Raw genomic sequence first — 13,092 nt, forward strand, 5'->3', positions numbered from 1 at the left:
GAATTTGCAAAGATGTCGAATTGTACAAAAAGTGTTCACCATCATGGACCAGGAAATCGCATCTTTAAAACTCAACATTAATCAGCTTGCCGGGATCACCGGTGTCCACCGCCAGACCGTGGCAGCGCGGCTGAAAAATGTCAGCCCAGCCACCGGCAGTAACAGCAAACTCAAGTTTTATCTCATCACTGAAATCCTGACAGAGCTGATGGTTCCAACGGTATCAGCTGATCTGGAGGATATGCCTCCGGCTGATCGCCTGGCGCACTGGAAGGCCGAAAACGAACGCCTCAGGTTTGAACTGGATACCGGCCAGCTTATTCCGGCAGATGAGGTGGCTCGCGAATATTCATTAATGGCGAAATCAGTCGTCATGATTCTTGAAACACTTCCGGACATCCTTGAGCGCGACTGCGGGCTGACGCCAGCAGCGGTCACCCGCGTCCAGAGCGTCATTGATGACCTGCGCGATCAGTTAGCGCAAAAGGTGCTGGAAGCTGAAGCAGAGGAGGTTGAGCCAGAGGAGGACTGATGGCAAAGCGGGCATCAGCACGAGGCATTCGCCGTGATATTTCCAGTATCTTACGTGCCCCACGCCGTATGCAGGTGGCCGATGCGGTCAGTGCTTATATGCGTGTTCCAGTGGGCGCAGGCAACTCCATCCCGTGGGATCCGGATCTGGCTCCCTATGTAATAGAACCCATGAACTGCCTGACATCGCGCGAATACGATGCCGTGGTGTTTGTGGGTCCGGCACGTACCGGGAAAACCATCGGTCTGATCGATGGCTGGATTGTCTACAACATCGTTTGTGATCCGGCGGATATGCTGGTCATTCAGGTGTCGGAAGAGAAAGCGCGGGAACACTCGAAAAAGCGTCTTGATCGCACATTCCGTCGCAGCCCGGAAGTTCAAAGCCGGTTAAGCCCACGTCGCAACGACAATAACGTGTACGACAGGACGTTCCGGGCCGGGAACTACCTGAAGCTGGGCTGGCCGTCGGTCAATATCATGTCGTCGTCGGATTATAAAAGTGTGGCGCTGACGGATTACGATCGCTTTCCTGAAGATATCGACGGCGAGGGTGATGCCTTCCTGCTGGCATCAAAACGTACACAGACTTTTATGTCCTCGGGCATGACGCTGGTGGAGAGCTCACCCGGTCGCGATATCCGGGACACGAAATGGCGCCGCAGCTCGCCACACGAAGCACCACCGACCACGGGTATTCTGTCGCTCTATAACCGGGGCGACCGCCGCCGCCTTTACTGGCCGTGCCCGCATTGCGGCGAGTATTTCCAGCCTGAAATCGACAATATGACAGGTTACCGGGACAACCCCGACCCTGTCACGGCCAGTGAATCGGCTTTTCTTCAGTGCCCGGCCTGCCACGGCAAAATTCAGCCCGAAATGAAGCGCGAACTGAACATGAAGCATGTCTGGCTTCGCGACGGGCAGCAAATTGACCGTCACGGGAAGATTACCGGGGAAGGCCGGCGTTCCCGTATTGCGTCGTTCTGGATGGAAGGCCCGGCAGCGGCATACCAGACATGGTCACAGATGATTTACAAATTCCTGACGGCAGAGCAGGAATATGAGGCAACACAGAGCGAGGAAACGCTGAAAACGGTGGTAAACACCGACTTCGGGCGTCCTTATCTGCCGCGCGCCAGCCTGGAACAACGTAAAAGCGAGTTGCTGGAGCAGCGTGCGGAGGAGGTTCCGAAGCGTTCTGTTCCGGACGGGGTGGCTTTTCTTACCGCAACGGTCGACGTCCAGGGTGGCCGGAACCGGCGTTTTGTCATTCAGGTGACCGGCTATGGTCAGCAGGGCGAACGATGGCTGGTTGATCGCTACAACATCCGTCAGTCGATGCGTATCAATGCCGATGGTGAAAGCTATCCCATTGACCCGGCGAGCTACCCGGAGGACTGGGATCTTCTCCTGAGTGATGTGTTCGAAAAATCTTGGCCACTTGCCAGTGATGAAACGAAGTGCATGCGGCTTATGGCGATGGCTGTGGACTCAGGTGGGGAAGATGGCGTTACGGACAATGCCTATAAGTTCTGGCGCAAATGCCGCCGGGAAGGTTTCGGCAAGAGAGTATTTCTCTTCAAGGGAGACGGGCAGCGCCGCGCCAAACTCATCACCCGCACTTATCCGGATAATACCGGGCGATCCACACGACGGGCAAAAGCTGCCGGTGACGTTCCTCTTTACCTTCTGCAGACCGATGCGCTCAAAGACCGTGTCAACAATGCGCTGTGGCGGGATTCGCCGGGGCCGGGCTATGTGCATTTCCCCAAATGGCTGGGCCCGTGGTTTTACGATGAGCTGACTTACGAGGAGCGTTCTCCCGATGGTAAGTGGAGCAAACCCGGCCACGGTGCCAACGAGGCGTTTGACCTGATGGTCTACGCCGACGCGCTGGCGATCCTTCACGGCTACGAGAAGATTAAATGGTCAGATGCACCGGAGTGGGCATGCAGGGAAACCTGGACTGAAAGCCGGCAGGAGAAATCGACCGAACCACCATCCGCAGTACCGGCAAAACCTGTTCCGGCAGTGAAAGCAAAACGGCGCAAGCCAGCGGCTGACTCAGATTCAAATCCATGGGCCACATCAGGAGGCTGGGTGTGAAACAAAGCGATATCGAAACCATGATCCAGAAATATGTGGACGCGGAAATGGCCGTGCTGGACGGGAAGTCCATTACGTTCAACGGGCAACAGATGACGTTTGAGAACCTCTCAGAGATCCGCAAGGGGCGGCAGGAGTGGGAACGCCGTCTGACAGTCTTCATCACCAAGCGCCGGGGAAATCCTGGCTATCGTCTGGCGAGGTTTTAATGTCAATCATTGATGATGCAATCGGCCTCTTTTCACCGGCATGGAAAGCGTCCCGGCTTCGCGCCCGGGCAGTGATCCGGGCTTATGAAGCGGCCAGACCATCGCGGACGCATAAAGCGCGACGTGAAAATCGGTCAGCAAACCAGCTCAGCCAGATGGGCGCTGTCTCCCTGCGTGAGCAGGCGCGATGGCTCGATAACAATAATGACCTTGTCATCGGCATTTTCGACAAACTGGAGGAGCGGGTGGTGGGGGCGAACGGGATCGTTGTCGAACCTCACCCCAGGCTGACCAATGGCAAGCTGGCGAAAAAGCTGGTGGTGGATATTCGCACGAAATTTGCAGAATGGTCTGTGAAACCGGATGTCACCGGGCAGTTTACCCGTCCGGTGCTGGAGCGCCTGATGCTGCGCAGCTGGCTGCGTGACGGTGAAGTCTTTGCCCAGCTGGTCAATGGTACCGGAAACGGACTGGAGCCGTCAGCACGCATCCCTTTCTGGCTGGAAGCGCTGGAAGCTGATTTTGTTCCGATGACCAGTGACGAATCAGCAAAGCTGAGCCAGGGGGTATACCTCGATGACTGGGGGCGCCCGAAGGGATATATGGTTTATAAATCTCTCCCGGTGACCGGCAAGCAGCTCGATACCAAAACTATCGATGTCGAAAATATGCTGCATCTGAAGTTTACGCGCCGTCTGCATCAGACCCGCGGGAACTCACTGCTTTCCGGTGTGCTGATGCGCCTCAGCGCGCTGAAAGAATACGAGGATGCTGAGCTTACGGCGGCGCGGATCGCCGCAGCGCTGGGGATGTATATCAAAAAGGGTGACGGGCAAAGTTACGACGAAGAGTCTACCTCAGGCACTAAAGACAGCGACCGCGAGCTGATGATTCAGCCGGGCATCATCTATGACGATCTGGAGCCCGGTGAAGAAATCGGGATGATCAAGTCGGACCGTCCCAATCCCAATCTCGAATCCTTTCGCAACGGGCAACTGCGTGCGGTTGCCGCAGGCTCCCGTCTCAGTTTTTCCAGCACAGCGAGAAACTATAACGGCACCTACAGCGCCCAGCGGCAGGAGCTGGTGGAATCCACCGACGGGTATCTCATCCTTCAGAACTGGTTTATCGGCGCTGTCACCCGACCGATGTACCGCGCCTGGCTGAAAATCGCTGTGGCGTCCGGGGAGATCAAAATTCCCCGTGGTGTCGACATGGATACGCTCTACACCGCGGTGTATTCCGGTCCGGTGATGCCGTGGATTGATCCGGTAAAAGAGGCCACTGCCTGGAAGATGCAGATTCGTGGCGGTGCAGCAACGGAATCGGACTGGGTTCGCGCCAGCGGCCGCAATCCGGATGACGTAAAGACGCGGCGTAAAGCTGAGATCGATGAAAACAACGAGCTGGGGCTGAAATTCGATACGGACCCGGCTAACGATAAAGGAGGCACCAGTGCCGAAGCCAAAGAACCGGGCGCTCAACCGTCCGAAAGCCAGCGCAGGCAGTAATTCGTGGTTCCGCATGCAGGCCAGTGCTGATAACGATGCAGATATTTATATCTACGACGAAATTGGTTACTGGGGAGTGACGGCGCGCCAGTTCGTCAACGAGCTGAAGGCGCTGGGTGATGTCACCCACATCAACCTTTACATTAATTCGCCGGGTGGCGATGTCTTTGATGGCATCGCCATTTTTAATGCCCTTAAACATCACGGCGCCGCGATCACCGTCCATATCGATGGTCTGGCAGCGTCCATGGCGTCGGTCATTGCGATGGTGGGTAACCCGGTGATCATGCCGGAAAACACCATGATGATGATTCATAAGCCATGGGGGTTTGCGGGTGGTGATGCCAGTGACATGCGGGATTATGCCGATCTTCTCGACAAGGTTGAGTCAGTTCTGATCCCGGCCTATGCGCAGAAGACAGGAAAATCTGCCGAAGAAATTGCGGCAATGCTGGAAGACGAAACCTGGATGGACGGTAACGAGTGCGTTGCGCTGGGTTTTGCTGATCAGGTTGCACCCTCCCTGCAGGCGATGGCCTGTATTCACTCAAAACGTATTGAGGAATTTGAAAAAATGCCAAACAGCATTCGTAATATGATCACCCCGCCGCGCAACAGCACTCAACGTGAGGCTCCTGCGGCACAGACCCAGACTACTCAGACCCTGACCACGCAAACACCGGCAGTTGCTGACGAGGCTGCAATCCGCGCTCAGGTGCTCGCAGAGCAGAAAGCCCGTGTGAACGCCATCGGCGATCTCTTTGCCATGTTTGGCGGTAAGCATCAGGATCTGATGGCGCAGTGCGTCGCGGATCCTGAATGCTCCGTTCAACAGGCGAAAGACCTGCTTCTGGCCGAACTGGGCAAAAACTCCACACCATCAGACAAAACTACCCAGGCGCATATTTACGCTGGTAATGGCAACTTTGTCGCGGATGGTATTCGCCAGGCGCTGATGGCGCGCGCCGGTTTCGACAAACAGGAGCGCGACAACGTCTACAACGGGATGACGCTGCGCGAGTATGCGCGTATGGCGCTGACAGAGCGTGGTATTGGTGTGTCCAGCTATAACCCGATGCAGATGGTGGGGCTGGCGCTGACGCACAGTTCCTCGGACTTTGGCAACATCCTGCTTGATGTGTCGAATAAGGCGCTGCTGCAGGGGTGGGATGAAGCAGAAGAGACCTTCCAGCGCTGGACGAAAAAAGGGCAGTTATCCGACTTCAAAACCGCACATCGTGTAGGTATGGGGGGCTTCCCGTCGCTCCGCCGGGTGCGTGAAGGGGCTGAGTACAAATACGTGACCACCGGGGATAAAGGCGAAACCATCGCGCTGGCCACCTATGGTGAAATCTTCTCCATCACCCGTCAGGCGATCATCAATGATGACCTGAATCAGCTGACTGACGTGCCGATGAAAATGGGGCGCGCGGCTAAAGGGACCATTGGTGATCTGGTTTATGCTGTTCTGACCACGAACCCGAAACTCTCTGACGGGAAAGCACTGTTCCACGCTGACCACAAAAACCTCTCCACCGGGGCGATTTCGGTATCCTCAATTGACGCCGCGCGCCAGCTGATGCGCCTGCAGAAAGAAGGTTCCCGTTCCCTGAATATCCGTCCGGCTTACATGCTGGTTCCGGTCGGTCTGGAAACGCTGGCCAGCCAGACCATCAAGTCGGCGAGCGTGAAAGGGGCAGATATCAATGCCGGAATTATCAACCCGATCCAGAACTTCGCAGAAGTGATTGCGGAAGCGCGACTGGATGAGGCTGATGCGAAAGCCTGGTATCTGACTGCGGCGATGGGCACCGACACTATCGAAGTGGCTTACCTGAACGGTGTCGATACGCCGTACATCGACCAGCAGGAAGGTTTCACCACCGACGGCATTGCGACAAAAGTGCGTATTGATGCCGGTGTGGCGCCGCTGGATTATCGCGGCCTGGTCAAATCAAGCGGCCAGTAACAGCACGACGAATCCGACGCCCGTAAGGGCTTTTTTTATACCTGAAATCAGCCCCGTCGGGGGCTGAGCGGAGAAGAACTATGTCGAAGAATTATGTGCAGGACGGGAAGACCATTCCCCTGGCGAATACCGGCACTGATGCAATCCTCAGTGGTACGCCGGTTGCCATCGGCACAGTGGTCGCCGTGGCGATCACGGATATTGCGCCGGGCCAGACGGGTGATGGTTTTGCGGAAGGCGTTTTCGTCCTTCCAAAACTGCCCGCGGATGCGATTTCTGCCGGTGTTAAGGTTTACCTCAAGGCTGGTGTTATCCAGCTGGCGGCAACGGATGCAGTCGCTGCGGGCGTGGCGTGGGAGGGTGCGGCAGCTGGCGTGAGCGTCGTTGACGTGAAGATCAATGGCTAACCCGTTTGACACAATGGCTGGTCGCATGGATGCGGCCACTGTCCGGAAAATGGGGAGAACCGCGGTTATCAACGGCGTGCCGGTGGATGTCATCCCAGCAGAGCTTATTGAACAAATGGGGCCGGTGTCGGGGAACATGGTATCGCTGGTGGTTTTCTCGGAGACTTACCGCCCGCGGCGCAATGACGACGTGGTGTATGAGGGCGAGACCTTCAGTGTTACCCGCCACGACAAATTCAACGGAAAGCCGCGCATCTTTATTGAATAGGAGGATTTATGTCAATAAAGGGGCTCGAACAGGCAATTGCCAATCTTAACAGCATCAGTAAAACCGCCGTACCGCGCGCATCTGCGCAGTCAGTCAATAATATCGCCGGGCAGGCGATAAATCGCAGTGTGTCAGTGGTGTCAAAGGCAACGCGGGTGCCGCGAAAACTGGTGAAGCAGCGTGCCAGACTGCGACGAGCGACCGTCAGAAAACCCCGGGCGTTAATCAGGGTGAACCGCGGTAACCTGCCCGCGATTAAGCTCGGTACCGCCAGCGTCAGACTGTCGCGCCGCAAACGTGATAAAGGGAGCGCAAATAGCGTGCTGCAAATCGGGCCGTTTCGCTTTCCGGGCGCATTTATTCAGCAACTGGCGAACGGGCGCTGGCATGTGCTGCGCAGAACCACAAAGAGCCGTTATCCCATTGAGGTGATCAGCATTCCCCTCGCAGCACCGCTGACGGCGGCATTCCGGACCGAGCTGCCGAAGCTCATGGACGACAGAATGCCGGAAGTCATGCGGCAGAACCTTAAAAACCAACTGAGACTGGTGCTCATCCGATGAAAAACCCCCAAATTCGTGCCGCGGTGCTTGCGGCATTAAAGCGAAATATCACTCAACCAGTGACCTATTTTGACGGTCGTCCGGGATTTATTGATGAGCAGGATCTCCCGGCCATTGCGGTTTACCTGACAGACGCCCGATCGACGGATGACGCCGTTGATGAGGACATGTGGACAGCGGTCCTGCATACCGAAGTTTTTCTAAAAGCGAGTGACACCGACTCGGCGCTGGATGAGTGGATGGAAAGTCAGGTCTATCCCGCGATGGCCGATGTACCGGAGCTGGCCGGGTTAATCGAAACCATGAGTGCGCTCGGGTACGACTACCAGCGCGATGATGAGGCGATGACGTGGGGATCGGCAGATCTCAGTTATTCAATCAGCTACGTAATGTGAGGACACTATGCCAACACCAAACCCGCTGGCGCCTGTAAAAGGTGCCGGTACCACATTCTGGATTTATGGCGGTTCCGGCGATCCGTTTGCCAACCCGCTGTCTGATATCGACTGGACCCGCCTGGCGCAGGTGAAGGATTTAACCCCCGGCGAAATGACCGCGGATTCGGAAGACGACACCTACATCGATGATGAAAACGCCGACTGGACCAGCACCGCGCAGGGGCAGAAATCTGCCGGTGACACGTCGGTCACGCTGGGATGGAAACCGGGCGAAGCCGGGCAGAAAGACCTGGTGAGCTGGTTCAATGACGGTACCGTCCGGGCGTACAAGATTAAATACCCCAATGGCACCGTGGATGTGTTTAAAGGCTGGCCGAGCAGCCTCGGCAAGACCATCACCTCGAAGGAAGTCATTACCCGCACGGTGAAGATCACCAACTCCGGGAAACCGAATCTGGCGGAAGAGAGTGGTGCGCCGGTGATTGCGGTTACCGGCGTCTCGCTCGATAAAACCACTGCGGCCGTCGCTGTCGGAGCAACCGTGACGTTAAACGTCTCGGTGCTGCCCGCCGGTGCGTCGGATAAATCGTTCCGCGTGTCCACCTCTGATCCCGAAAAAGCCACAGCCAGCGTCAGTGGCAACATCGTTACGGTGACCGGTGTTGACGCGGGTGTGGTGCCGGTGGTGGTGATGACGAACGACGGCAACTTTGTGGGCATCTGCGAAGTGACCGTATCCTGATAAACGGGGCTCCGGCCCCGCCTCCCGGAGTACAGCATGTTTTTAAAAACCGATGAAATGACCCGCAACGGGCAGACCATTATCCTGTTCGAACTGTCCGCGCTGCAGCGCATCAGTCATCTTGAATATCTGAAAAACATCGAAGCGATCGAAGAGGGTGATTTTCAGAAAGCCATGGAGGTGACCGTGCAGACCGGTGCCTGGGTGGTCGCCATGTCTCTCTGGCACGGGCATACCCTGAAAGGCACCCTTAAGGAAGGGGCGGTTGCGGAATACGTGAAAATTCAGCAGGAGGTGTTGTCCACCTGGCCGCTGGATTTAATCGCCGAAGCGGACTTCCGGGTGAAACAGCTCTCCGGCATGCTGCCGCCACCTGATGAGGAAGATGTTGCAATCGACACCACTGCGCAGGCGGATGATACCGAGCCGGTGTCCGCGGAAAAGTCCTTGCCAGTGAGCTGACCTTTGTCATGAAGCTGGCGCGTGAGTTCGGTCGCCCGGACTGGCGCACCATGCTGGCTGGCATGTCCTCAACAGAATACGGCGACTGGCATATTTTCTACCGGGACAACTACTTTCATGACGTGCAGCTTGATCTGCATTTTTCCGGGTTGCTCTACACCCTCTCAACGATGTTTTTCAGTGATCCTGAACTGACCCCCGGCGCATTCAGCGTCCTTTCCCCGACATCTGACACGCTCCCGGACGACGCGCCGGACGACGATGTGCTGATGGCAAAAGCAGCAGGCATTACAGGAGGCGTTCGCTATGGCCCAGACGGCAGTCGGTGATCTGGTCGTAAACCTTGACGTCAATTCGTCAAAGTTTACTGAGCAGGTCAGCTACGCTCAGCGGCAGCTGAAGCAAACCGGTGACGCTGCAAATGACGCGGCATTACGTATTCAGCAGTCGTTCAGCAGGCAGCAAAGCGCGGCGCAGAAGGCCGGAATATCCGTCGGCCAGTACACCGCGGCGATGCGGATGCTTCCGGCGCAGTTTACCGACGTGGCCACCCAGCTCGCTGGTGGCCAGAGTCCGTGGCTTATCCTGCTCCAGCAGGGTGGTCAGATTAAGGACTCCTTCGGCGGGATCATCCCGACGTTCCGTGCCCTGACCAGCGCGATATCACCACTGGCGATTGGTTTCGGCGCGCTGGCGACGGCGACAGGTGCCGTTGTGTATGCCTGGTACCAGGGCTCCTCCACACTGTCTGATTTCAATAAAACGCTGGTGCTGTCAGGTAACAGCGCGGGGCTGACGGCTAACCGGATGCTGACACTGGTCCGCGCCGGGCAGAGTGCCGGGCTGACGTTTAACCAGTCCGGCGAAGCGCTGACAGCACTGGTAAACGCAGGCGTTCGCGCCGGTGCGCGGTTTGACGACATGAGCCAGGCCGTGGCCCGATTCACACAGGCGTCCGGCCTGCCGCTGGACAAAGTCGCCGCGGCGTTCGGTAAGCTGACGAATGACCCGACGTCCGGTCTGATTGCGATGGCGCAGCAGTTCCATAACGTGACGGCAGAGCAGATTGCTTACGTCGCGCAGCTGCAGCGGTCCGGTAATGAAGCGGCGGCTCTGCAGGCGGCAAACGATGCCGCCACAACCGGGTTCAACACGCAGACCAAAAGCCTGCGCGACAACATGGGCACGATAGAGGCCGCGGCGGATTCCCTTAAGCGGGCGTTTAAATCCATGTGGGACGCGGCGCTGGATATCGGGCGCCCGGACAGCGCGCAGGAAATGCTGAGCAAAGCGGAGGCCGCGTTCAGGCGTGCGGACCAGACGTGGGAGCTGGAAAAAAACGACCGCTTCATTAACGAAGAGGCGCGGGCCCGCTTCTGGAATGACCGTGAAACGGCACGGCTGGCGCTGGATATGGCGCAGCAGCAGGCCGGAATAGCGAAAGCGAACGAGGCTAATGCAGAGAAGGAAGCTGCCGCCGAGGCAGACCGCCAGAAATATGCGGTTCAGGCGCAGGCGAATTACGCGAAAACGCAGAGCGCGCTGGAGAAATACACAGCACGCCAGAACGAGCTTAACAACGCGCTGAAAGAAGGGCGGATCCTCCAGGCTGACTACAACATCAACATGTCGGCGGCTAAAAAAGAGTACGAGGACACGCTCAAAAAAACGCAGGCAGTCAAAACCCCGGCAGGAACCCGCACTGTCGATACCGCGAGCGCGCAGACGCTGGAGCTGGAAACGCAACTGAGGACGCTGCAGGAGCACAGGGGTATCAACGATACCATCGGCCAGCAGCGCCAGAACCTGTGGCGACAGCAGGCGCGCTTTACGGTGCTGGAGGATGCGGCAAAAACCCGCACGCTGAGTAACGAAGAGAAATCCCTGCTCGCCAGTAAAAACGAGGTGCTGTCCCGCGCTGAACTGAATGCCCGTCTGGGCGATCAGATCGTGGCGCAGGAGCGGCTCAACCGCCTGCAGGATTCTTCGCAGAAATACGTCACGCAGATGGGTGAGAAAACCCGTGCGCTGCTGGACAGCGCCGGAGCGGGTAGCCGTGACACGCAGCGGCGCAATGAAGAAGCGCAACTTCGTCAGGGCTGGATGAATGCCGGTGGTTCTGATACCGACCAGGGTTACCAGAACGAACTGGCCGCACTGAAAAACTACTATGCTGCCCAGGATACCCTGCGTGGCGACTGGTTATCCGGCGCGAAATCGGCCTGGGCTGATTATGTCGATTCTGCGTCAGATGCCTACGGTCAGGTTAAATCAGCGGCTGCAAGCGCCTTTGACGGGTTTTCAAAAAACCTCGGCGACATGCTGGTATCAGGTAAAGCAAAGTGGGCCGACTTCACCCGCTCCACACTGTCGATGCTGGCTCAAATTGCCATGAAGCAGGCGCTGGTAGGGCTGGCAAATTCAGCCTCAACAGCGTTTGGTTTTGCCGGTGGCGGCTTCACCGGATCCGGCGGGAAATATGAGCCTGCCGGGGTGGTTCACCGTGGTGAGTTCGTTTTTCACAAAGAGGCGACCAGCCGGATCGGCGTTGACAACCTGTACAGGCTGATGCGTGGCTATGCAACCGGAGGTTATGTCGGCAATGGTTCAGGTGCAATGGCGACGCCGTTTGGTGTGAGTGTTTATGCGCCTGTTTCGGTGACAACCGGTCAGCAGCAGGCTGGGGCTGATACGCAAAACAGCAACGTTCAACTCGGTCAGGCTTATCAGCGTGTGATCGACAAATCTGTCAGGGACGGCATCGTCCGGGAAATTCGCCCGGGCGGTATTCTGTGGAATGCCAATAAAAACAGGTGATCACTATGGCTGTTGAAGTATTTATCTGGTCGATTCAGGCGACTGGTCAGCCAACGACCAAAAGCAAGGACACAATCCGTAAAGCTCAGTTTGGCGACGGTTATGCGCAGGTGAGCGGTTCGGGTCTGAATGACGAAACGTTGGAGTTTGATTACACCTTCCGCGGGCGACCGGAGACCGGGCTGGAGATTTATGCCTTCCTGCGCCGCCATAAAACGAAGTCATTTTTATTTGCGCCGCCCTTCGGTGAACTGGCGCTGTGGCGTGTTCAGGCGGACAGCCTTCAGAAGGTCATTCTTGGCAAAAAAGTGATGACGGTAACTGCAACCTTTGAACAGGCATTTGCACCATGAGTCTTAATGCTGACTATCAGAAACTGGAGCCCGGTAATGAAATCCGGCTTTTTGAAGTGGACGGTACCGCGTTCGGTGTATCGGATGTGATGTACTTCCATGCATATAATATCCAGCACACCCCGGAAGAGATCACCAGTGCTGGCGGTGATGAGTCAAAGCTGCAGGCCAAATCGGTCTGGTGGCAGGGAAACGAATACCGTGCGTGGCCATGCCAGATTGAAGGCATCGAGGCGTCGACAGATGGTACGAGCGCGCAGCCAAAGCTGTCGGTCGCAGACCTGGAAAGTTCGATCACGGCATTGTGCCTGGCTTATGACGATCTCGTTCTGGCTAAGGTCATTATCCATGACACGCTGGCACAGTATCTCGATGCGCGGAATTTTACTGGTGGCAATCCCGCGGCAGACCCGACGCAGGAAAAGCTGAGAAGCTTTTATATTGACGGGAAAGAGCTCGAAACAAACGAAGTTGTCCAGTTCGTTCTGAGCAGCCCGATGGATCTGCAGGGGCAGATGCTACCAACGCGCCAGCTTCATTCGCTGTGTACCTGGTGTATCCGCAACAAATACCGCTCCGGCGACGGCTGTGATTATGCCGGGACTCTGTATTTCGACAAAAATAACACCCCTGTCACTGATCCGTCGCTCGATGAGTGCAACGGCACGCTGACTGCCTGCAAGCTGCGGCATGGTGCAAACAATGAACTGCCGTTCGGTGGCTTCCCCGGCACGTCACTTATCAGGAGCTGAT

At 56.7% G+C, this 13,092-nt stretch carries 14 protein-coding genes and 1 pseudogene; all 15 read left to right on the forward strand.

Going from position 1 to position 13,092, the window contains the following annotated elements:
• Positions 1-43: 43 nt before the first annotated feature.
• The 15 genes and pseudogenes from QMG90_RS07990 (at position 44) to QMG90_RS08060 (ending at position 13,091) form a co-directional block, all read left to right on the forward strand.
• On the forward strand, positions 44-532 hold the full coding sequence (locus QMG90_RS07990; RefSeq protein ID WP_283283913.1) for a DUF1441 family protein: 489 nt from the start codon (positions 44-46) through the stop codon (positions 530-532).
• Positions 532-2,640 (forward strand): phage terminase large subunit family protein, encoded by a 2,109-nt coding sequence (locus QMG90_RS07995; RefSeq protein WP_283283297.1) that lies wholly within the window; start codon positions 532-534, stop codon positions 2,638-2,640. The genes QMG90_RS07990 and QMG90_RS07995 overlap by 1 nt, the downstream gene beginning before the upstream one ends.
• The gene (locus QMG90_RS08000) at positions 2,637-2,849 is read left to right on the forward strand and encodes a DUF6148 family protein (RefSeq protein WP_283283298.1); all 213 of its coding nucleotides are present in this window, start codon (positions 2,637-2,639) and stop codon (positions 2,847-2,849) included. The genes QMG90_RS07995 and QMG90_RS08000 overlap by 4 nt, the downstream gene beginning before the upstream one ends.
• Entirely contained in the window at positions 2,849-4,360 is a 1,512-nt protein-coding gene (locus tag QMG90_RS08005) for a phage portal protein (RefSeq protein ID WP_430381675.1), read from the forward strand. The genes QMG90_RS08000 and QMG90_RS08005 overlap by 1 nt, the downstream gene beginning before the upstream one ends.
• On the forward strand, positions 4,305-6,329 hold the full coding sequence (locus QMG90_RS08010; RefSeq protein ID WP_283283300.1) for a ClpP-like prohead protease/major capsid protein fusion protein: 2,025 nt from the start codon (positions 4,305-4,307) through the stop codon (positions 6,327-6,329). Before QMG90_RS08005 ends, QMG90_RS08010 begins: the two co-directional genes overlap by 56 nt.
• A gap of 80 nt (positions 6,330-6,409) precedes the next feature.
• Positions 6,410-6,736 carry a DUF2190 family protein gene (locus QMG90_RS08015; RefSeq protein ID WP_283283301.1) on the forward strand — a complete coding sequence of 109 codons (327 nt, stop codon included), beginning with the start codon at positions 6,410-6,412 and terminating at the stop codon, positions 6,734-6,736.
• Positions 6,729-7,004 (forward strand): ATP-binding protein, encoded by a 276-nt coding sequence (locus tag QMG90_RS08020; protein WP_283283302.1) that lies wholly within the window; start codon positions 6,729-6,731, stop codon positions 7,002-7,004. The genes QMG90_RS08015 and QMG90_RS08020 overlap by 8 nt, the downstream gene beginning before the upstream one ends.
• An 8-nt stretch (positions 7,005-7,012) precedes the next feature.
• Positions 7,013-7,567 carry a phage tail protein gene (locus QMG90_RS08025; protein ID WP_283283303.1) on the forward strand — a complete coding sequence of 185 codons (555 nt, stop codon included), beginning with the start codon at positions 7,013-7,015 and terminating at the stop codon, positions 7,565-7,567.
• Positions 7,564-7,962 (forward strand): phage tail terminator protein, encoded by a 399-nt coding sequence (gene gpU / locus QMG90_RS08030; protein WP_283283304.1) that lies wholly within the window; start codon positions 7,564-7,566, stop codon positions 7,960-7,962. Before QMG90_RS08025 ends, gpU begins: the two co-directional genes overlap by 4 nt.
• A 7-nt stretch (positions 7,963-7,969) precedes the next feature.
• Positions 7,970-8,707, forward strand: coding sequence for a phage tail protein (locus tag QMG90_RS08035; RefSeq protein ID WP_283283305.1), 738 nt, complete (start codon positions 7,970-7,972; stop codon positions 8,705-8,707).
• A gap of 36 nt (positions 8,708-8,743) precedes the next feature.
• On the forward strand, positions 8,744-9,169 hold the full coding sequence (gene gpG, locus QMG90_RS08040) for a phage tail assembly chaperone G (RefSeq protein WP_283283306.1): 426 nt from the start codon (positions 8,744-8,746) through the stop codon (positions 9,167-9,169).
• Between the two features lie 8 nt (positions 9,170-9,177).
• A pseudogene (locus QMG90_RS08045) lies at positions 9,178-9,492 on the forward strand (phage tail assembly protein T); the annotation flags it as partial.
• Positions 9,476-11,986 (forward strand): phage tail tape measure protein, encoded by a 2,511-nt coding sequence (locus QMG90_RS08050; protein WP_283283307.1) that lies wholly within the window; start codon positions 9,476-9,478, stop codon positions 11,984-11,986. The pseudogene QMG90_RS08045 and the gene QMG90_RS08050, both read left to right, overlap by 17 nt.
• A 5-nt stretch (positions 11,987-11,991) precedes the next feature.
• Entirely contained in the window at positions 11,992-12,339 is a 348-nt protein-coding gene (locus QMG90_RS08055) for a phage tail protein (RefSeq protein WP_283283308.1), read from the forward strand.
• Positions 12,336-13,091, forward strand: a complete 756-nt coding sequence (locus QMG90_RS08060) for a phage minor tail protein L (protein ID WP_283283309.1) — start codon at positions 12,336-12,338, stop codon at positions 13,089-13,091. The genes QMG90_RS08055 and QMG90_RS08060 overlap by 4 nt, the downstream gene beginning before the upstream one ends.
• Position 13,092 lies beyond the last annotated feature (1 nt).

Origin of the sequence: Trabulsiella odontotermitis (assembly GCF_030053895.1) — a bacterium.
Taxonomy (GTDB): Bacteria; Pseudomonadota; Gammaproteobacteria; order Enterobacterales; family Enterobacteriaceae; genus Trabulsiella; species Trabulsiella odontotermitis_C.